The sequence below is a fragment of the Ruegeria sp. AP11 genome, assembly GCF_056535865.1.
The window spans coordinates 769,798-787,990 of sequence record NZ_JBQFJB010000001.1 but is presented as its reverse complement, the minus strand read 5'-3'; the positions used below and the strand labels follow the sequence as shown (position 1 = coordinate 787,990).

Sequence of the window (18,193 nt, the reverse complement as noted above, 5' to 3'; positions counted from 1 at the left end):
GCCATGGCCAACCGTTCTCAGATACAGGCCCGCGCCGCGATGATGCGTGTCCGGTTCGAGGCCGCGGGCGCGCAGGTCGTGGACCCTCCGCTCCTGCAACCGGCGGAAACGCTGCTGGATTTGTATGGCGAGGATATCCGCGCCCGCGCTTATGTGACCTCGGACGCGCTGCGCGGCGAACAAATGCTGCGCCCGGATTTCACCCTGCCAGTGGTGCAGATGCACATGTCGGAAGGGGCCGAGCCTGCGCGCTATACCTATTCCGGTGAGGTGTTCCGCCGTCAGGAACTCGACCCGGACCGGGCCAATGAATATATTCAGGTCGGCTATGAGGTGTTTGACCGTAACGATCCTGCCGGGGCGGATGCCGAGGTGTTCTCGCTGTTTGCGCTGCAACTGCGCGGGCTGCCGCTGCGGGCAGCTACTGGCGATATCGGCATTCTGACCGCTGCCGTTGCGGGCCTGAAGACAACGGATCGTCGCAAAGCGGCGCTGATGCGACACCTCTGGCGACCGCGCCGGTTCCGTATTCTGCTGGACCGATATGCGGGGCGTATAACGGGTCCTGAGGGGCGTGACGCGCTGTTGGATGCAATCGACCCACTGGTGAATGACGTGCCGATGATCGGCAAACGCCGCGCACCCGAGATACTCGAACGGATCGAGGCGTTGCGCGAAGACAGGGCCGCGCCTCCGATCTCGGACAATGAACTGGCCGGGCTGGAGACGCTGCTGAACGTGCGTGAAACCATGCCCTTCGCGCTGGAGCAGCTGCGCGACGTGGCTGTGGACCTGCCGCAGATCACCCCGGCTCTGGATCGGCTGGAAGCCCGGATCGCAGCCCTTCAGGCACGGGGTGTCGATGTCCAACGGCTGGATTTCGAGGCTGCCTATGGCCGCACCTCGATGGAATATTATGACGGGTTTGTCTTTGGTTTCTACGCCGAAGGCCGCCCCGATCTGCCCCCCATTGCCACCGGCGGGCGCTATGATGCGCTGACACGGCGGCTGGGCGACGGGGCTGAAATCCCCGCCATCGGCGGCGTGATCCGCCCCGACCTGATGCTGGAGATTGAGGAGGCCGCGCAATGAGTGTGAAGCTAGGCGTGCCCTCAAAGGGCCGGTTGATGGACAAGACCTTCGCGTGGTTCGAAAAGCGTGGCATCATCCTGTCGCGCAGCGGGTCCGACCGGGAATATGCGGGCAAGGTCGACGGGATCGACGGTGTCTCGCTGATCTTGCTGTCGGCCGGAGAGATTCCGCGCGAACTGGCGGCAGGGCGTATCCATCTGGGCGTCACCGGCACCGATCTGGTGCAGGAAAAACTGCCGCGCTGGGAGCAGCAGGTGGAAGAGGTCTCGCCACTGGGGTTCGGCAAGGCCGACCTGATCATTGCAACGCCTGCCTGCTGGGTCGATGTCGATACGCTGGATGATCTGGATGCGGCGGCGGCTGGGTTTCGCAAGGCCCATGGCCACCGCCTGCGTATCGCCACCAAATACCACCGTCTGGTGCGGGAATTCCTGACCGAGGCAGGCGTGGCCGATTACACGCTGGTCGACAGCCAGGGCGCGACCGAGGGTACGGTGGTGAACGAAACCGCCGAGGCGATTGCCGACATCACCTCGACCGGTGAAACCCTGCGGGCGAACCACCTCAAGATTCTGTCGGATGGCTTGATCCTGCAATCACAGGCGACGCTGTGGCGCAGCCGCGTGGCGAAATGCAGCGCGGGTGAAAAGGAGGCGCTGAAAGAGCTTCTGGACCGGCTGCGATAGCTACAGCACGCCGATCTCGGCCAGCGCCCGGTTCAGATCATCAGGCAACGCGTCGTCCTGTTCACGGCCTTGTGGCAGATCGGCAGGCGTGTCCTCGGGCTTGAGATAGCGCCAGCCCTGGAACGGGCGTTTCAGGGCGGTTTGGGTGCGGTGAACCTCGGGGTCCAGAACGATGGCGCAGCGGCGAATACCGTCTTCGCCGCGCACTTCATCCAGCCGAAGGATGCGCTGACGGCATTGGACCACGCCCTTGATCACCCAATAGATCGACCCGCCATTCAGAATCTCGGCCTCGCGTTTGGGCCACATGCGGGTGACGTGGCGTGGGCAGCCGTCCTGATAAAGCGCCTTGCGGCTGTCCTGCCAGGCCATCAGCGTTTCGACGCTTTCCGATCCGACGGACAGTTTTATGAGATTTACGTACTTATCCACAGCTTTCCCACAGAGTCGTCCCGAGGCTGATCTTTATATTGTAGCCCTCTATCTGCCATCATCAAGGTGTTGTGGTGGAGATGTGAAATGTCTAATCTGGATACCTCTTTCAAAACAGGGAATCACCAATGAGCCGCTTTGCCGCCCCCATCGCCGAGCAGATCTGGGACATGAAATACCGCTTCAAGCAGGCGGATGGCACGCCCATTGACCAGACGGTCGAGGATAGCTGGCGGCGCATCGCCCGCGATTTGGCGCGGGTAGAGAAAGACCCGACCCATTGGGAGCAGAAGTTCTACGAAGCGCTGGAGGATTTCAAATACCTGCCAGCCGGGCGCATCACCGCAGGCGCGGGCACCGCGCGGCAGGTGACCCTGTTCAACTGCTTTGTCATGGGCACGGTGCCCGACAGCATGGGCGGTATCTTCGACATGCTGAAAGAGGCCGCGCTGACCATGCAGCAGGGCGGGGGGATCGGGTACGATTTCTCGACGATCCGTCCTCGTGGCGCGGATGTGAAAGGGGTCGCGGCAGACGCCTCGGGTCCGCTGAGCTTTATGGATGTCTGGGACGCGATGTGCCGGACGATCATGTCCGCCGGTTCGCGCCGGGGCGCGATGATGGCGACCATGCGTTGCGACCATCCGGATATCGAACAGTTCATCACCGCCAAGTCCGATCCGGCCCGCCTGCGCATGTTCAACATGTCGGTGCTGGTGACCGATCCGTTCATGGATGCTGTCAAGGCCGACGGTCCGTGGGAACTGGTGTTTGACGGCAAGGTCTATCACACCGTTCAGGCCCGCGATCTGTGGAACAAGATCATGCAGGCCACCTATGACTATGCCGAACCCGGCGTGATTTTCATCGACCGGATCAATCAGGCCAACAACCTGAACTATGTCGAGACCATCGCCGCGACCAACCCCTGCGGCGAGCAACCGCTGCCGCCTTATGGCGCCTGCTTGTTGGGCTCGATCAACCTGGCGCGGCTGGTTGCCGAACCGTTCGAGAATGCGGCGCATCTGGATGAAGAAGCCCTGAAAGAGCTGGTCGCTACTGCCGTTCGCATGATGGACAACGTGGTGGATGCGTCGAAATTCCCGCTGGCCGAACAAGAGGCCGAAGCGCAGGACAAGCGCCGTATCGGGTTGGGCGTGACCGGTCTGGCCGATGCGCTGCTGATGATGGGCCTGCGCTATGGCTCGGACGAGGCGGCGCGTCAGACCGAGCGCTGGTTGCACGCCATCGCCCGCGCCGCGTATCTGGCGTCGGTGGATTTGGCGCGCGAGAAGGGGGCTTTTCCTCTGTTCGACGCCGAGAAATATCTGGCCAGCGGTACCATGCAGCAGATGGACGAGGATGTGCGCGACGCGATCCGTGAACATGGCATCCGCAACGCTCTGCTGACTTCGATTGCACCGACGGGGACGATCTCGCTCTATGCCGGGAACGTGTCGTCGGGGATCGAACCGGTCTTTGCCTATGCCTATACCCGCAAGGTGCTGCAAAAGGACGGCTCGCGCACCGAAGAAGAGGTGGTGGATTACGCGGTGCAGATGTGGCGCGACAAGTTCGGCGACACCGAACTGCCGGATTTCTTCGTCAACGCGCAGACCTTGTCACCCTCGGACCATGTCAAAATGCAGGCGGCGGCGCAGAAATGGATCGACAGTTCGATTTCCAAGACCATCAACTGCCCCGAGGATATCAGCTTTGACGCCTTCAAGGATGTCTACATGCAGGCCTGGGATCAGGGCTGCAAAGGCTGTACCACCTACCGGCCCAACGATGTGACCGGTTCGGTCCTGACCGTCTCAGAAAGCGACGACAAGGCCCCGGGCGAAAGTGCCGATGCGCCGCATGAGGTTGATGGCGGCGAGGTGGTCTATATGTCCGAACCGCTGGACCGCCCGCAATCTCTGGAGGGTTCAACCTACAAGCTAAAATGGCCCGACAGCGAGCATGCGATCTATCTGACCATCAACGACATCGTCATCGGCGGCCGACGTCGTCCGTTCGAAGTGTTCATCAACTCGAAGAACATGGAGCATTACGCCTGGACGCTGGCACTGACCCGGATGATTTCGGCGGTGTTCCGGCGCGGTGGCGATGTGTCCTTTGTGGTCGAGGAATTGAAAGCGGTATTCGACCCGCGCGGCGGCGCCTGGGTCAAGGGCAAGTACATCCCTTCGATCCTGGCCGCGATTGGCGGAGTGATCGAACAACACATGGTCAATATCGGCTTTCTGGAAGGTGAGGGCATGGGCCTGAAATCCGATCCGCAGGCGCAGGTGGTCAACATGGACGCCCCACGAGGGAAGGCCTGCCCATCCTGCGGTCAGTTCGACATGGTGATGATCGAAGGTTGCATGACTTGCCGGAGTTGTGGGCATTCTAAGTGTGGTTGACGCGGCGTGTATTGCCTTTTGTTGAACCGCCAGGCAATACCAACCCATTTCGGCGGTTTTGGCGCCCATTAACAAAGTCATTAGCGCCCACAACTCGCAAATCTAAGGATTTATAGGGAAACAAGGCGCCGGATCGTTGATCAACGGCGCCTTGTTATTTGCAAGATTGGGAGTGTATGCAGAAGTCTTACGAGAGTTGATGGCAAAAAGATTCAGAAAGCGATGACTACTGCGACTGCCGTCAATGTCCGAGTTGCGTAGGAAATGGATTTTGCAAAGTCTTACAACCGGCTCCAAGTCGAATGTTGCAAGACGGCACACACAGAAGAGGAGGTTCGCACCCGACCTAGAGTTCGTAACTAAACCTGTCCACAAAGCTGAGCATGCGGACTCAAAAACCTCCTTAGGCTGTCTAATCGCGAAGCTATTTCTGACCCGCTCTTTTAAAGCCAAGTGTATCAAGCTTGGGCGCGTAATCTCCAATTTTGGCGGCAGGAACACCCAAGACAAAAAGATCGCGCGCTCTGGTGAGTGCGACGTACCCGATCTTGCCGACCTCAGTCTTTGTTCCAGCGAGAAGTTCATCAAGATGCGAGTTGTTGCAGATATACATAACCCCCCTGATGCTTTCCCCTTTGACTTTGTGAACGGTGGAGACGCGGAGTTCTGGCAGATCCTCACCCCCTAAATCAGCCCCTCGAATAAGCGGCCGATGGAATATTTTCCGTTTGGCCAACTTAGCCTTCCAACTGCCTCCAGTTTTCAAACCGTAATCATCCGAAAGCGTGGCGAGCAGGGCTTCCATTCTCTCGCGAAGAGCAGGCTGCCACTCGGTGTCTGCCACGAGAGATGCGGACGGCAATCCGCTTGTCGCGTCTTTCACGAACGCCCACAGCGTCCTTCGCAGCATCTGGGAATTCTTATCATCGCTTCCGCGGCTGATAAGGTCGGAGAGTAGATCTCCATGATCCTGATCCAGCAAGCCGACGACGCCACCGCAGCAATGCTTGAAAGCGTCATCGTATCGGCGGAACTTGTCTCTTTGGATCGCTGCTTCCACGAATTTCCGTAATACGCCCTGTCCTTGTTTTTCTTCGCTTCCAGCCCAATCGTCAGCCCAACTTGCAGACCGACAGAGCACAGCTGCATCGCTGATTGGTATACCTGCTTCTTTTAAAAGCGCTCCAAAGGATTTTAGCGCACTGTGTTTTTCCGCCTTCTTGTATGCAAAATAATATGCACCCGACAGAGTTTCCGGTTCCGTCCGCTGAGGGTTGTCTTCGCGCCCTGAAAGCTCATTTGCAATCGAGACGATGCTCGGGACAGATCTAAAGTTGGTCTCGAGCATCCGGCCCTCGACATCTTTACGATCCGCGTAGTGACTAAGAAAAGCGCCAGTTGCACCCGAGAACTCATAGATACCTTGGTTGACGTCCCCAATAAGCGATACTTGCGAACCGGCACCTTGCAGCGCCATAAGGATGAATTCGTGCAGCTTACCGATGTCTTGCGCTTCATCAACAAGGATGTGCGGATAGCGGCGCGCCAGAGCGCGCTTGATCAGCGGCTGTTGCACAAGGACTTTGAGAGCCCACAGGTTTCCAAGTGCATGCGAATAGGCACCAACTTGTGCCAGATTCCTTATGGCGTCTTCGCCTGTTTTCTTATCAACCACGGTGTTGGAACGTCCGATTTCATATTGAAGACCCACTCCCTCCTTAATCTTGATTTCAATGTCAGTTGTTGGGTGTGGCCTGTTCTCAATCCAAACTTGGAAACTTGCCAAGAAGGGCTCACTACCGTGTACGAGGAACGGCGTTCTGTCACACTTCATTGCGAGATGCCCATGGGGGCGGATAATATTTGAGGTAATGAAAGCGGTGACTTGTCCAAGCGCACAAAGGTCAAGATTCCGACCATTCGTTACTATGAGGAAATGGGGCTGCTCAGTGCGCCAGAACGCACCGAAGGCAATCAGCGGCGTTACGATGCGGCGGGAATGGAACGCCTTAGTTTCATCAAGCGCGCGCGTGACCTTGGGTTCTCGCTGGAGGCGATATCTGAACTGATCGATTTACAAGGCCATCCGGATCGCTCGTGCAAAGCCGCAACCGATATAGCAGCCGCTCAGCTCTCGGAGGTCCGGGCAAAAATCAAAAGGCTCCGCGCACTTGAGAAAGAGCTGAACCGGATTTCAAAAGGCTGTAGTGGAGATAGGGTTTCAGAGCACTGCTACGTGCTTGCTTCACTCGCCGACCATGATCTGTGCCGTCACGAACACTGATCTTTGGAAGCTGATTTTGCCTTTAACCGCAGCACGAACTGCCTACTTGAATTGGCGGGCACGGGACAGTTGCGTAGGAACAAAAAACACAGCAATCGCCTTCTAAAGGCTTCAAGACTGCTTTGCATGATTTGCATTCATAAAACCACTGGCACGAGTCAGTTGGCATTTTCTCGATTTCAACGTGCCCACACCGAGGGCAGGTCAAAGTGCTATCCAGCACCACAGTTTGTTTTGTCATTGTCTCACATCTGCATGATTAGATAATCGTTGATTTGAGCCTCATTGAACACGATGACCCATGCCAGCGCGGTGATCGCCGTGCTTCCGACAAGCCACCATTTCAGGTTTGCCAACGTCGCGTTTCGATGCGCTACGATCCATGAAACCGCGACCAGCGCTGTTGAGATGGCGAGGACATAGTAGCTTGCTGCCGCTATTTTTCCGAATGTCGCTAACCAACTGCCACCCAAGCCGAGCAACATCATGGCCATTGGAAGAACACAGCATGTCGCGACCCCCAGAGCGGAAACCGATCCCAGGTAGCTGAGGGTCACATATTTCTTCATCTTTCGCTCCCGAGGTGCTCGATTTGATTGTGTCGAGGCACCGGCATTCAGAACGTATAACTCCTGTAGCGACTACAGGATCAATAGGGGGCACTTCACATGATTGCGATAGGTGAGGCTTCCCGGCAAAGCGGGGTCGGCATAGAAACTATCCGCTACTACGAACGCGAAGGTTTCGTACCAAGACCCGCACGAGCTCTGAACAATCGTCGCCTCTATTCGGCAAACGATGTGGGAAGACTTCGATTTTTGAAGAAATGCCGCGACCTGGGGTTCTCTCTCTCAGACGCAAAGGCGCTTTTGGAGCTGTCAGAAGGAAGCGCCGACGACTGCCGATCAGTTAAAGAATTGGCCGAGGCTCACATTGCCAGCGTTCGAACCAAGATAAATGAGCTCAGACGCCTGGAGCGTGCCTTGAGTGAGCTTACAGCCAATTGTGATAGTGGTAAGGTTCACTGCCCGATGCTGCAAAGAGTGAGAACGATGGATGATATCTGACTGTGGCCGCTGCGCGGAAGCTCAGGGTCTGAGATTTAGCTAAATGACGTCAGACCAAGGTCTGTGGTGCGATAACAGATTGTAGTTCATAGTCGATTTCACGATGAGAACGAAAGTAGCTGACCTGACGATTGGCAATTGGTCGTTGTCGCGAGTCTTCCTTGCGGCCAGCATTTTCGTGATGGGTACTGCTACCGCAATCGTCGGGGTCTGGGTGTCTAATCGAATCCAGAACGCCGTCGTGCAAAACTCTGCCAACTCTGCGGCGCTGTATATGGAAAGTGTAGTATCCCCGCTCAGCCAGGAATTGGCACATGGCGACCGCCTTTCGGAGCAAGCGAGCCTGGCGCTGGACGAGATTTTCATGACCCAGCCCATGCGAGACCGCATTGTCTCCTACAAATTCTGGAAGCAAGGCGGTGTGATTGCGCACGCCTCGGATACAGACATCATTGGAAACCGTTTCAATCCAACGGATGATCTAAGGCGAGCGTGGAGCGGTGACATCTCCGGCTCTTTCGAAGAGCTTGATCATGCCGAAAGCGCCGCTGAGGCGGCATTGGGGATACCACTACTTGAAGTTTACAGCCCGATCCGCGAACTCTGGTCTGGCGAGATCATCGCAGTTGCGGAGTTCTATGAAAGAGCTGATCAGCTGGAGTTAGACTTAGCCAAGGCCAGACGAACAAGCTGGTTGGTCGTCGGTTCCGCATTTCTAGCAAGTACGATTGTTTTGTATTCCATCGTCGCAATTGGCGACAAAACAATTCGACGACAGGGGTCTCTACTTAAACAACGCCTGACAGAAAGTGAGAGGATGGCGGAGCAGAATGCCCTGCTGCGGTCGCGTGTGGTCGAAGCGTCGGAAAGATATGCCACGCAAACAGATCGATTCCTCAAGAAACTTGGCTCCGAGCTACATGATGGTCCTGCGCAATACTTGTCACTCGCCGCCCTTAGATTGGAGGCGGCGTTTGCCAAAGAGTCCGAAATGCCAAAAGAGGCAGTGGAAATTCAGCAATCTGTGCAAAAATCTCTGGCTGAAATTCGCGCGATATCGCGAGGGCTGTCCGCGCCGGATATCGATGGTCTGTCACTCGTCGATGTCGTGAAGAGAGCCGTAGAAGATCACGCCGAACACAGCCCATTGCGACCGGATATTTCATTCTTGGGTAGCCAGGCCCCAGAGTTGTCATTGTCCGACAAACTGTGCGTTTTTCGGTTCCTTCAGGAAACGCTTTCCAATGCCGCGAGGTATGCTCCAGCATCCAAGTGCACGGTTATCTCTGAGGCGCAGAACGACCGCATAGTTGTAAAGGTCAAAGACGACGGACCTGGATTTGACAGGTCAGAAGAAACCGCGTTGCGAGACGATGGTGGCCAGGGGCTAATGGGCTTGCGAGATCGGGTCGAGAGTATTGGTGGCAGGTTCGAAGTCGCATCAAGACCGGGCGAAGGCACCACCATAGCTATGACACTCTTTCCCAGAAAGTTAGGCACATCATGACTACATCTGTCGTAATAGCTGATGATCACCCGATATTCAGGGATGGCTTGCAACGAACGTTGGATGAAGCTGATGGCTTCGAAGTTTTGGCCGCTGGGTCCAACGCTGAAGAGGCAGTATCGCTGGTCGGCACGCATCAGCCGGACATAGCTGTTCTTGACCTCTCTATGCCCGGTGGCGGGATAAGCGCGACGCGTAAAATTGCGGCGATGGAAAATCCACCCGTCATTGCAATCTTGACGGTCTCAGAGAACAGCAGCGATGTCGCGGACGCCTTGGAGGCGGGCGCGATTGGGTACATTGTGAAGGGAGTAACCGCAAGCGAACTAACCGCTTCCTTACGCAGCATCGCCGCAGGTGAAGGGTTCGTTTCTCCGGGCTTGGCTTCACGAGTATTGCTGCAAATCAATGCTGACACCGGCATGTCTAATAACAGCTGCATTCTCGATGACCTTACGCATCGTGAGGAAGAAATACTTCGACGTGTGGCCAAAGGACTGAGTAATCGTAAAATCGCTGATGAGTTAGACCTTCAGGAAAAGACCGTGAAGCACTACATGACGGCAATCCTGTCCAAGCTTCATGCGCGAAATCGGGTAGAGGCCGCGCTTATTGCCCATGATGTTTGGAACAAGGGAGATTAAAATCGGTCTCTTTGACGGCGATGGCGGCCTCTCACTAAGAGACGCCGCCAACGGAGTATTGACTAAAGTTGCGGTTCAGTTGGCAACCGACTGCAACCTCCGACGATCAGAGGCCGTTGCGTTTCTTTCAACAACAGTCCGGTTGTACGGGTCTTTCAACTCGTAGCGCCCAAACTCGATCTCCTCTTTCCAACCATTGGCATAGTCCACTTCGATATTATTGCCCTGGCGTTCGATTTTCGTGGGCCGACTTCCAGCAGTGCCGCTTTGCCCAGAAGAGCGCACGTTGTCGATTGAGATACCATTCGCCAAAGACCGAAGCCTTGAGACGTCAGCGCCGGTCGCGGGGCGTTCTTCAACAGTTCGGTTCTGAGCATTCTTCCTCTCATAACGCCCGTTTTCGATCTCCTCCTTGGTTCCGTCGGCGTACCGCACTTCAATGCCGTTGGCGTTTGTTTCGACCTTTGTTATCCCAGCCGAACCCGACGGTTTTCCCTCTGTTTGAGACCGATCCTTCTTTCCGCTGCCTTTGTTCGAGCGTTTGGAGTCATCATCATCGTCATCGTCGTCATCATCGTCATCATCGTCGCGACCACCCTTTCCTGATCCCGAATTGTCGTCCCGGTCATCATCTCTGTCGTCGTCGCGATCATCGTCTCTATCGTCATCACGATCATCGTCCCGGTCACCACCACGGCCGCTATTACCCGACCCCGAGTTGTCGTCCCGGTCATCATCTCTGTCGTCGTCACGATCATCATCCCGATCATCGTCACGACCATCCCCGTCTTTCCCCTTGCCGCTCTTAGCAAAGGCATATGACGGTTCAAAATGTAGGCGACTATCGGCATCAAACACTGGCACATAGGGCGTCGCCGCAATCAACGAAGCCAACGCCGCGGTACTAAGAAGTTGCCCCAGCTTTCTTTGGATTTTCATTTTCGCCTCCAATTCTGATCGCCACGCTTCGTGACGTTGGAGACAGGTTACTTCTGGTCCGGTTTTCCCACATCGGGCTTAGGTCTGACGAATTTTGAGCCGAACGTCTTAGTCAGATCAGTTAAACGAATAGTGTTTTTTGTAGAGCTAAGTGACAATTTTAATGGGCATTAATCCTGTCACCCTTAAACTCGTCATCAGGTTCGAGGTGAATGGCAAAGACGGAACCCGGATACAAACGATCCAATTCTTCCTCGATGTCATTGCATATATCATGCGCCGCGCTGACTGGCATTGTGCCGTCCACAACAAGGTGAAACTCCACGAAGATGACATTTGCAGACCTGCGCCCTTTTAGGTCGTGGTATTCTAAGGCTGCGCCGAGATTTGCTTCGATTGCTTTAGAAACGGTCTGCAAGTCATGCTCCGACAGTGTCACATCCATCAGACCATCGACGGAAGCCCGAATAACTTTCCATCCCTCCCATAAGATGTTCAGCGCAACAAGAATTGCCAGGATTGGGTCGAGGATCAACCAGCCGGTGACAAGTGCAAGTATCAGGCCTGCGATCACACCAACTGAAGTCATAACATCTGTAAAAATGTGCCGGGAGCTTGCCTCCAATGCCGGTGACCCTTCGCGTCGTCCGATTTTGAGCAACAGGTAGGCCCATGCGACATTCACACCAGTTGCAAAGACATTGACGACGATTCCGAGAAGTGGCGCATCCTCAAGATGCGGGTTTGGGAGCGCTAGTACGGCTTCTCTTATGATCAAGAATGCCGCCAGCACAATCAGTGCGCCCTCGACGACGGCGGAAAGATACTCAGCCTTTTTATGACCAAAGGGGTGGTTCTCGTCAGGGGGTTTATTGGCAACCCGAACCGCAAAATACGCCAGCAGCGCCGCAACAACGTTCACGGTAGTTTCCATTGCGTCCGACAACAACGCCACCGAGCCCGTTAGCCACCAAGCCAACAGTTTTAGTGCCAATACCGCAATGGATATCGGAATGGACCAAAGAGCGATTTTTTGTGTCATTCCGTCACGACCCTTAGTCACTCGTTACAAATGATCCTGGGAACAGGTGAGCGACCGTACTTAACACGTAAGACCGGAGTAGGGTAGTAATGATTAGGGCCACAGGGTCGGTCATGCACGACCGGTTGTAGTGAATGGCGCCAGCACCATAGTGTCATACATCCGGACCCGATGGTTACATACGACTAGCATCAGTGATTACACAGCACAAAGGGAGACACACATGTCAAAGTTCACCAAAAGAACACCTGTCCATGGGATTGCTGCACTCTCAATCTGCTGCATCGCGGCGACCGCACACGCGCAATCGGCAGGCGAGGAAATGTCGTTCTTCATCACTAGTGTAAGCAAAGGGGATGGTGCCAATCTAGGCGGCCTTGAAGGTGCCGATGCTCATTGCAATGCGCTTGCTTCCGCTACCGGTTCTACCAAAACTTTTGCGGCCTATCTGAGCACCTCAATGTCCATTGATCGCAGCACCGACCCGATGACAATCACCAATGGCGTTTCTGCTCGCGACCGGATCGGATCGGGTCCGTGGTACAATGCCAACGGAGAACTCATCGCCAACAACGTTGAGGACCTGCACAGCAACAGCGTGAACATTAATCTACAGACCGCGCTCGACGAAAATGGCAACCCAATCAATGGGCGTGGCAGTCAGCCGAACAAACATGACATTCTGACCGGCTCCGATTCTGCGGGATACTTCTCTACGGCAGGTGGCGATACGACATGCAGCAACTGGACTTCGAATAGTGAGGACGGCTCTGCGATTGTCGGACACCATGACCGTGTAGGTCTTAACGATGCCCGAAACATGGTGTCCTGGAACTCATCGCACGGCTCGCGCGGTTGCGGAGAGGAACATCTGCCACGTTCAGGCGGGGCAGGTCTGTTTTATTGCTTCGCAACGGACTAATCGGGCAGCATTGGTGCGCTTGACGCCCGCATTGAACCTGACATTACCAAGTCAGTTTGGGGGATCGCGTTTTGGAAGCGGTTTTTGGGCGGAAATAGTCTAAATGCCGCTTCGTTGCGAGTTTACTAAATTGCAATGCTTGGGTGAGAAGGTTCAGCTTGGGCTGCTTCAAGTCACTTATGTGCAAGTCAGCGAAAGGCGCATCCGAGGAGGATACTGGACATTGCAATGTTTGGCCGGTTCCCGAAAGTCGACATTGCCGTGGGCGACACTGAACTCAAAGGTGTTCATGTTGCATTGTGAATTAGCGGCAGCGACAAATCAGGGTGCAGTCGTCAACGTTGTGGGGAACGCTTCGAATTGACCCTGCGACGTGCTGATGTCAAGCGGCAAACGTAGTCATACTGCGATCTTGGAAACTGTTATGTTTATTGGCCGCTTCGTTTGCAATTTCAGGCGATTCTCACCGTCCAGGATTGGATTTCGCGATACTGCAAAGCAGATCAACATGTCGATTCAACCAATCCTCGTCCAGTGCCTCGTAACGAATGAGCTTGCGGAAATAAGGTGCCGCGATTGCCAGTTCTATGAGCTGGTCAACCGGAACGTCGGCGGTGATCTCACCACGATCTATTGCTGCTGCAAATACTGCTTCAACACTTGCGAACCTGTCTTTCATGAATTCAGTGATCACCAACCGCGCTTCTTCGTCGGTGGACGCAGCAGCGACCACCTGAGGCGCGATTTGGCCCCACGGTGTGTCATTCAAGGCTCCCATCAGTACACCGAGTAACCAACGCAAGTCAGATCGTAGCGGGCCATCGGTTTTGGGCGGAATGTTTGGCGGTGTTGCGATGCGCCGGAATGCTGCATCACGCAGACTGCGCGCATCTGGCCAGTGCCTGTAAAGTGTACTGCGCGAAATGCGCGTTGCCTTTGATACTGCGCCATGAGTTACGTGCAGCACGCCTTCATCCATCAGTATCTTTTGCGCAGCATCAAGCGCAGTCTGTCGTGTGGCGATCAGCCTGGGATCTTCTTTCAATCACTCCTCCTATAGAACAATTTGTTGCATAGTAGAACATTTTGTCCTAAAAGTATGGTCGGCCAAAACCTAAATCCCAAAACTCAATTCCACAAACACGTCTTGTCAAAATGGGAGCGTATCAATGTTCAAAGTGGCAGCAACCCCGCTGGCGGTACTCTTATCGATGGGCGCGACAACAGCATTGTCCGAGAGCGGCACTTACGAGCTGGATCCTGGACATAGTCAGGTATTGTTCAGCTACAACCACATCGGGTTCTCAGAAACGTTTGGAATGTTCTCAGGTTTTAGCGGCGAGATAGAGTTCAATGAAGATGATCCGTCTGCGTCATCTGTCACAGTGTCTATGCCTGTAAAATCCATGATCACGGGCTGGGACGCTCGTCTGCAACACTTCATGTCCGATGACTTTTTTAGCGCGAGTGACGGTGACGTTGTCACTTTCGCCTCAACCAGCATTGAAGTGACCGGTGACAATACCGCGAATATTTCTGGCGACCTGACCATGAATGGCGTCACCAAACCTGTTGTTCTGGAAACAACGCTTAACAAGTCAGCGCCATACCCGTTTGGCGAAAAGGAGGGCACGCCGACCTTGGGGCTGGAAGCCACGGCGACTATCGTGCGGTCTGAATTCGGACTTGGGGCGTTTGCACCAGCGGTGAGCGACGAGATAGAGCTCTTAATCAATATCGAAGCGTTAAAGGCTGAGTGAAGTGTGCAAGGGCACCGATACAGTGCTCAGCACTCAATCTTTTTGATTGGCGGATGGTCAACACGATGAATGTACACATGAGAACATTGACGGTTGCCGTGACGGTAGTGGCATTGATGTGCTCGATGGCGTCCGCGCAAGAGCGCTCCTTGCCGGAGCGCTCCTCGCCCCGTCCCGAAACAACAAGCGGCGTACCGCATACTCAAATTGGTGTCGAAATTAATGCCGATTTGGCCCAGCTATTGCTGGAGCGAGTTGCGCAATTCCCAGGGGTCACACTTGGCCCAACACGCATATCATTACCTGGCGCGACTGGTTTTCAGCTTGATCCTGACATGTTGTTGTCTCAACCGAACTCTATCGTCGGTGGGTTTGAGTTTGCGCATATGCATCCTGATGGCAGCTTGCACGCCTCGCTCGACCCGGCAATGGCGCGGCGGGCAATTGAGGCCGGCTGGGCCGTAGCGCACCCTTGGGCCGATCAACGCCCCGGATGGAGCGGCTTTGTCATGATCTATACTCCGACCACACCAGAAGAGCTGGATGTCGTCATCGATCTGGTGGAAAGTTCGTACACCTTCATCACCGGCAACACCTTGGGCTAAACGCCTACCTGCTGATCTTACCGTTGCTGACTAACACGCAGGTCAGCCAGTATGCAGCCGCACGCGGATATACAGATGATTCATGTTCCACTGTTCCGGACGGACATGATCCAGAGATGTGGCGCAGCCATAATGGGTGCAACTAGGATCGATTGTGTCGACCCATCCTCGTAACTTGTCAAAACCACGTGCCCCCAGTAGGTATTTGGTATGTTTCGTTTGGTCCTGTCGATACTTCTTGTTGTTGCATTCTCTAGCGCATCCGCAGCGTCGGTGAAGCATGGCTTGACCCATGGATCGGATCATCCTGGTCATCATGCACAAATGGCGGACGACGATCCGTTGGCTGATGCCGAGAAAGCTGTTGCGGATTGTTGCGACGCCACTAGCGGCATGGGTTCAGCATCCTGTTTTGGTGATCTTGTCGCCACGGTGGGGATTTCGCCGATTACTCCATTGGTCATCTCAGTGGTTGGTGTGACGCACGCTGGAGCCGATTTTTCGGGCCTCGCACTGGGTGTTCCCACCGGTCCTCCGAAAACCTGAATGGCAACGGGCGCTCGCCCGCATTCCGTTCAATTTTCACATCAAAGGACCGACAGACATGATCACACGTCGTCAATTCACCACACTGTCTGCAACTGCTCTCATCGCTACCGCTCTTCCCGTCCGAGCAGGCACCCCAATGCACGTGCTAAGCTCACCAGGTTGCGGATGTTGTCACGCATGGGCCGACTTGGCTCGCGCGCGTGGCTACGCCGTCACCGTTGAGGAACTGACTGACCCCGAGGCACAGAAGTCAGCGCGGGGTATCCCGCTGAACCTCGCATCCTGTCACACGATAGAAGCCGATGGTTATGTCTTTGAAGGCCATGTTCCGTTTGAAGCACTGGAAGCCGTGTTGAGGGATCGGCCTGACATTACAGGGCTTGCCGTTCCTGGCATGCCAATGGGTTCCCCTGGTATGGGCGACGATCCGTCAGCCCGTTACGACGTCATTGCATTTGGGGGAGAGGCTGGGGCCGGTACGGTTTACTACCGCGCAGGCACCGCGCAGCCGTTCGACACCTGATGCTAGGGCGCACAACACTCTTGGTCACCGGTGGGCTTGCGCTCGCCGGTTTCTCCGTAGCGTTCGCTCTGGCCCAAGCCTCTGAAGCGGTCGGTCTTTTGACACCTTATGACGCGGAAGCGGTCGCTATTGGCCAAGATATTTACGCGGACCAATGTGCTGCCTGCCACGGTGTGAGCCTTGAAGGACAGCCAAACTGGCAGATGCGCGGCGAGGATGGTTTACTACCGGCGCCGCCGCATGACGCCACAGGGCACACGTGGCACCACGATGACGAAACGCTCTTCACCTTGACCAAATTTGGCGTGGCCGGGCTGATGGAGAATGCGCCCGCAACTGGCATGCCGGTCTATGACGGTGTGCTCAGCGATGACGAAATCATTGCGGTGCTGTCCTTTATCAAATCAACCTGGCCCGATAAACTTCGTGAGTACCACGACGAACTGAATGCCCAGTCCGAATAGGGGACAACTCAGATGATCAAACGAACTCTTTTGGGTTTGGCCGTAGCAATGGCTCCAATGCTTGCGACTGCGCATTCAAAGTCCGAAGCAACGACACCGGCTGACGGCGCGACTGTCACGGACGCGCCAGAGATTTCCATGCGGTTCGATGATCCGATGCGCATCATTTCGGTTACGCTGACCTCACCAGATGGCGACGTTAAAATTGAACGCGAAACGGGTATGGACCCCGCCACAGAGTTCCGGGCTATGCCTTTGGAAGAGCTCGCACCCGGAAGCTATCGCTTCGACTGGCGAGGTATGGCGTCAGACGGTCACCCGATGCAGGGCAGCCTTACTTTCACGGTCGCTGAGTGACCGGACTGGCCCCAATTGACGGTGTTGTTGTCTTGGCCATTTTGGCGAAGGCACTTGGCTACGGCGCGGCGCTGCTGGCGATGGGTAGCGTCCTGTTCATCGTACTCTTTTCCACGCGCGCCGAGGTTTCTGTTCTGCGCCTTGCACAGCAACTTGCGGTCGGTGCGGCGATTGTCGGTCTCGCCGTGCTTGCTCTACGTTTCGGCGTCAGAGCTGCGCGGATATCCGGAATGGGCTTTGAGGGCGCGACGGACCCAATGATGCTTGGTTTTGTTTGGGATAGTCCGCTTGGCACCGCCGCGATTTGGCGAGGGGTGGGTGAACTCGCGATATTGGCAATCCTGCTCCCCCGCGTCGGGCAGTGGGTCGCTTTGGTGGGTTGCCTCGCCATTGCGATTTCCTTTGCCCAGGTGGGGCACTCGCTCGGAGAGCCTAGAGCGGCTCTCGCCGTCTTGCTGGTTCTGCATTTACTGGCTGCCGCGTTTTGGGTTGGCGCTCTCCTGCCCTTGCGAAAAGCGGCACTCACTCCCACTGGGGCCGATCTACTCCACCACTTTGGCAATGTCGCTGCTTATGGAGTTGCCGTCCTGATTGTTGCGGGCGCAGCGCTCGCGTGGTTGCTTTCGGGCTCCGTAGCCGCCTTGTTTGGGACGGCATATGGATTGGGGCTTTTGATCAAGGTCGTGATCGTTTCTGCCCTTCTTGGCCTCGCGGCGCTGAACAAGCTGAGATTTGTTCCGGCTCTCAGGGCTGAGCAGCATGATGCGACTATCGCGCTCCGTCGGTCGATTTCGATGGAGATGATGGCTGTTGTCCTGATCCTGCTTGCAACGGCGACGCTAACCAGTGTGACGACACCTCCCATCAATCTCTGACGCCTTTTGGTCCAAATCCGGAAACGCAAAGCCT

Annotated in this window: 22 protein-coding genes; 15 read left to right on the top strand and 7 right to left on the bottom strand. The window is 55.5% G+C overall.

The window, feature by feature from the left end:
* Positions 1–3 precede the first annotated feature (3 nt).
* Positions 4–1,092, top strand: coding sequence for an ATP phosphoribosyltransferase regulatory subunit (locus ACR3E4_RS03975; protein ID WP_480535649.1), 1,089 nt, complete (start codon positions 4–6; stop codon positions 1,090–1,092).
* Positions 1,089–1,778: an ATP phosphoribosyltransferase gene (gene hisG / locus ACR3E4_RS03970; RefSeq protein WP_480535650.1), complete on the top strand. Its 690-nt coding sequence runs from the start codon at positions 1,089–1,091 to the stop codon at positions 1,776–1,778. Before ACR3E4_RS03975 ends, hisG begins: the two co-directional genes overlap by 4 nt.
* Here the strand turns inward: hisG and ACR3E4_RS03965 are convergent, their stop codons facing one another.
* Entirely contained in the window at positions 1,779–2,210 is a 432-nt protein-coding gene (locus ACR3E4_RS03965; protein ID WP_480535651.1) for a DUF1489 family protein, read from the bottom strand.
* 128 nt (positions 2,211–2,338) lie between these two features.
* Between ACR3E4_RS03965 and ACR3E4_RS03960 the strand changes: the two genes are divergently transcribed.
* A complete protein-coding gene (locus ACR3E4_RS03960; protein WP_480535652.1) occupies positions 2,339–4,621 on the top strand; it encodes an adenosylcobalamin-dependent ribonucleoside-diphosphate reductase in 2,283 nt (760 codons plus the stop codon).
* A gap of 424 nt (positions 4,622–5,045) precedes the next feature.
* Here ACR3E4_RS03960 and ACR3E4_RS03955 read toward each other — a convergent pair whose 3' ends face one another.
* Positions 5,046–6,407, bottom strand: coding sequence for a UvrD-helicase domain-containing protein (locus tag ACR3E4_RS03955; RefSeq protein ID WP_480535653.1), 1,362 nt, complete (start codon positions 6,405–6,407; stop codon positions 5,046–5,048).
* 99 nt (positions 6,408–6,506) lie between these two features.
* Between ACR3E4_RS03955 and ACR3E4_RS03950 the strand changes: the two genes are divergently transcribed.
* Positions 6,507–6,905 carry a MerR family transcriptional regulator gene (locus ACR3E4_RS03950; RefSeq protein ID WP_480535655.1) on the top strand — a complete coding sequence of 133 codons (399 nt, stop codon included), beginning with the start codon at positions 6,507–6,509 and terminating at the stop codon, positions 6,903–6,905.
* A 22-nt stretch (positions 6,906–6,927) separates the two neighbouring features.
* Here the strand turns inward: ACR3E4_RS03950 and ACR3E4_RS03945 are convergent, their stop codons facing one another.
* Positions 6,928–7,146 carry a GDCCVxC domain-containing (seleno)protein gene (locus ACR3E4_RS03945; RefSeq protein ID WP_254429233.1) on the bottom strand — a complete coding sequence of 73 codons (219 nt, stop codon included), beginning with the start codon at positions 7,144–7,146 and terminating at the stop codon, positions 6,928–6,930.
* A 4-nt stretch (positions 7,147–7,150) separates the two neighbouring features.
* Positions 7,151–7,474 (bottom strand): hypothetical protein, encoded by a 324-nt coding sequence (locus tag ACR3E4_RS03940; protein ID WP_480535657.1) that lies wholly within the window; start codon positions 7,472–7,474, stop codon positions 7,151–7,153.
* A 99-nt stretch (positions 7,475–7,573) separates the two neighbouring features.
* Between ACR3E4_RS03940 and ACR3E4_RS03935 the strand changes: the two genes are divergently transcribed.
* From ACR3E4_RS03935 to ACR3E4_RS03925, 3 genes are all read left to right on the top strand, one after another.
* On the top strand, positions 7,574–7,972 hold the full coding sequence (locus ACR3E4_RS03935) for a MerR family transcriptional regulator (RefSeq protein WP_480535659.1): 399 nt from the start codon (positions 7,574–7,576) through the stop codon (positions 7,970–7,972).
* 103 nt (positions 7,973–8,075) lie between these two features.
* Positions 8,076–9,479, top strand: coding sequence for a sensor histidine kinase (locus tag ACR3E4_RS03930; RefSeq protein WP_480535661.1), 1,404 nt, complete (start codon positions 8,076–8,078; stop codon positions 9,477–9,479).
* Complete coding sequence (locus tag ACR3E4_RS03925) at positions 9,476–10,123, top strand: response regulator (protein WP_480535663.1); 648 nt, start codon at positions 9,476–9,478, stop codon at positions 10,121–10,123. Before ACR3E4_RS03930 ends, ACR3E4_RS03925 begins: the two co-directional genes overlap by 4 nt.
* 75 nt (positions 10,124–10,198) lie before the next feature.
* Here ACR3E4_RS03925 and ACR3E4_RS03920 read toward each other — a convergent pair whose 3' ends face one another.
* Positions 10,199–11,062, bottom strand: coding sequence for a hypothetical protein (locus ACR3E4_RS03920; protein WP_480535664.1), 864 nt, complete (start codon positions 11,060–11,062; stop codon positions 10,199–10,201).
* Between the two features lie 160 nt (positions 11,063–11,222).
* Positions 11,223–12,104 (bottom strand): cation diffusion facilitator family transporter, encoded by an 882-nt coding sequence (locus tag ACR3E4_RS03915; protein WP_480535665.1) that lies wholly within the window; start codon positions 12,102–12,104, stop codon positions 11,223–11,225.
* 223 nt (positions 12,105–12,327) lie between these two features.
* Between ACR3E4_RS03915 and ACR3E4_RS03910 the strand changes: the two genes are divergently transcribed.
* A complete protein-coding gene (locus ACR3E4_RS03910; protein WP_480535666.1) occupies positions 12,328–13,026 on the top strand; it encodes a hypothetical protein in 699 nt (232 codons plus the stop codon).
* A 463-nt stretch (positions 13,027–13,489) separates the two neighbouring features.
* Here ACR3E4_RS03910 and ACR3E4_RS03905 read toward each other — a convergent pair whose 3' ends face one another.
* The gene (locus ACR3E4_RS03905; protein ID WP_480535667.1) at positions 13,490–14,071 is read right to left on the bottom strand and encodes a TetR-like C-terminal domain-containing protein; all 582 of its coding nucleotides are present in this window, start codon (positions 14,069–14,071) and stop codon (positions 13,490–13,492) included.
* A 124-nt stretch (positions 14,072–14,195) separates the two neighbouring features.
* Here ACR3E4_RS03905 and ACR3E4_RS03900 point away from each other — a divergent pair, with 124 nt between their 5' ends.
* The 7 genes from ACR3E4_RS03900 to ACR3E4_RS03870 all read left to right on the top strand — a co-directional run bounded on the left by ACR3E4_RS03900 (position 14,196) and on the right by ACR3E4_RS03870 (position 18,159).
* Positions 14,196–14,786: a YceI family protein gene (locus ACR3E4_RS03900; RefSeq protein WP_170494988.1), complete on the top strand. Its 591-nt coding sequence runs from the start codon at positions 14,196–14,198 to the stop codon at positions 14,784–14,786.
* Positions 14,787–14,839: 53 nt separating this feature from the next.
* Positions 14,840–15,391 (top strand): luciferase domain-containing protein, encoded by a 552-nt coding sequence (locus ACR3E4_RS03895; protein WP_170494991.1) that lies wholly within the window; start codon positions 14,840–14,842, stop codon positions 15,389–15,391.
* A gap of 210 nt (positions 15,392–15,601) precedes the next feature.
* Positions 15,602–15,937 (top strand): hypothetical protein, encoded by a 336-nt coding sequence (locus tag ACR3E4_RS03890; RefSeq protein WP_480535669.1) that lies wholly within the window; start codon positions 15,602–15,604, stop codon positions 15,935–15,937.
* 190 nt (positions 15,938–16,127) lie between these two features.
* Positions 16,128–16,463, top strand: coding sequence for a DUF411 domain-containing protein (locus ACR3E4_RS03885; RefSeq protein ID WP_480535670.1), 336 nt, complete (start codon positions 16,128–16,130; stop codon positions 16,461–16,463).
* Positions 16,463–16,927: a c-type cytochrome gene (locus tag ACR3E4_RS03880; RefSeq protein ID WP_480535671.1), complete on the top strand. Its 465-nt coding sequence runs from the start codon at positions 16,463–16,465 to the stop codon at positions 16,925–16,927. Before ACR3E4_RS03885 ends, ACR3E4_RS03880 begins: the two co-directional genes overlap by 1 nt.
* Before the next feature lie 12 nt (positions 16,928–16,939).
* Positions 16,940–17,284 (top strand): copper resistance CopC family protein, encoded by a 345-nt coding sequence (locus ACR3E4_RS03875; RefSeq protein WP_480535673.1) that lies wholly within the window; start codon positions 16,940–16,942, stop codon positions 17,282–17,284.
* Positions 17,281–18,159, top strand: coding sequence for a CopD family protein (locus ACR3E4_RS03870; protein ID WP_480535674.1), 879 nt, complete (start codon positions 17,281–17,283; stop codon positions 18,157–18,159). Before ACR3E4_RS03875 ends, ACR3E4_RS03870 begins: the two co-directional genes overlap by 4 nt.
* Positions 18,160–18,193: the final 34 nt, after the last annotated feature.

Bases quoted from the DNA above. Each gene is read 5' to 3' on its own strand.
- ACR3E4_RS03915 (WP_480535665.1), bottom strand. From the start codon at position 12,104: ATGACACAAAAAATCGCTCTTTGGTCCATTCCGATATCCATTGCGGTA.
- ACR3E4_RS03930 (WP_480535661.1), top strand. From the start codon at position 8,076: ATGAGAACGAAAGTAGCTGACCTGACGATTGGCAATTGGTCGTTGTCG.
- ACR3E4_RS03890 (WP_480535669.1), top strand. From the start codon at position 15,602: ATGTTTCGTTTGGTCCTGTCGATACTTCTTGTTGTTGCATTCTCTAGC.
- ACR3E4_RS03875 (WP_480535673.1), top strand. From the start codon at position 16,940: ATGATCAAACGAACTCTTTTGGGTTTGGCCGTAGCAATGGCTCCAATG.
- ACR3E4_RS03975 (WP_480535649.1), top strand. From the start codon at position 4: ATGGCCAACCGTTCTCAGATACAGGCCCGCGCCGCGATGATGCGTGTC.
- ACR3E4_RS03940 (WP_480535657.1), bottom strand. From the start codon at position 7,474: ATGAAGAAATATGTGACCCTCAGCTACCTGGGATCGGTTTCCGCTCTG.
- ACR3E4_RS03920 (WP_480535664.1), bottom strand. From the start codon at position 11,062: ATGAAAATCCAAAGAAAGCTGGGGCAACTTCTTAGTACCGCGGCGTTG.
- ACR3E4_RS03910 (WP_480535666.1), top strand. From the start codon at position 12,328: ATGTCAAAGTTCACCAAAAGAACACCTGTCCATGGGATTGCTGCACTC.
- ACR3E4_RS03960 (WP_480535652.1), top strand. From the start codon at position 2,339: ATGAGCCGCTTTGCCGCCCCCATCGCCGAGCAGATCTGGGACATGAAA.
- hisG (WP_480535650.1), top strand. From the start codon at position 1,089: ATGAGTGTGAAGCTAGGCGTGCCCTCAAAGGGCCGGTTGATGGACAAG.
- ACR3E4_RS03895 (WP_170494991.1), top strand. From the start codon at position 14,840: ATGGTCAACACGATGAATGTACACATGAGAACATTGACGGTTGCCGTG.
- ACR3E4_RS03925 (WP_480535663.1), top strand. From the start codon at position 9,476: ATGACTACATCTGTCGTAATAGCTGATGATCACCCGATATTCAGGGAT.
- ACR3E4_RS03935 (WP_480535659.1), top strand. From the start codon at position 7,574: ATGATTGCGATAGGTGAGGCTTCCCGGCAAAGCGGGGTCGGCATAGAA.
- ACR3E4_RS03900 (WP_170494988.1), top strand. From the start codon at position 14,196: ATGTTCAAAGTGGCAGCAACCCCGCTGGCGGTACTCTTATCGATGGGC.
- ACR3E4_RS03880 (WP_480535671.1), top strand. From the start codon at position 16,463: ATGCTAGGGCGCACAACACTCTTGGTCACCGGTGGGCTTGCGCTCGCC.
- ACR3E4_RS03945 (WP_254429233.1), bottom strand. From the start codon at position 7,146: ATGACAAAACAAACTGTGGTGCTGGATAGCACTTTGACCTGCCCTCGG.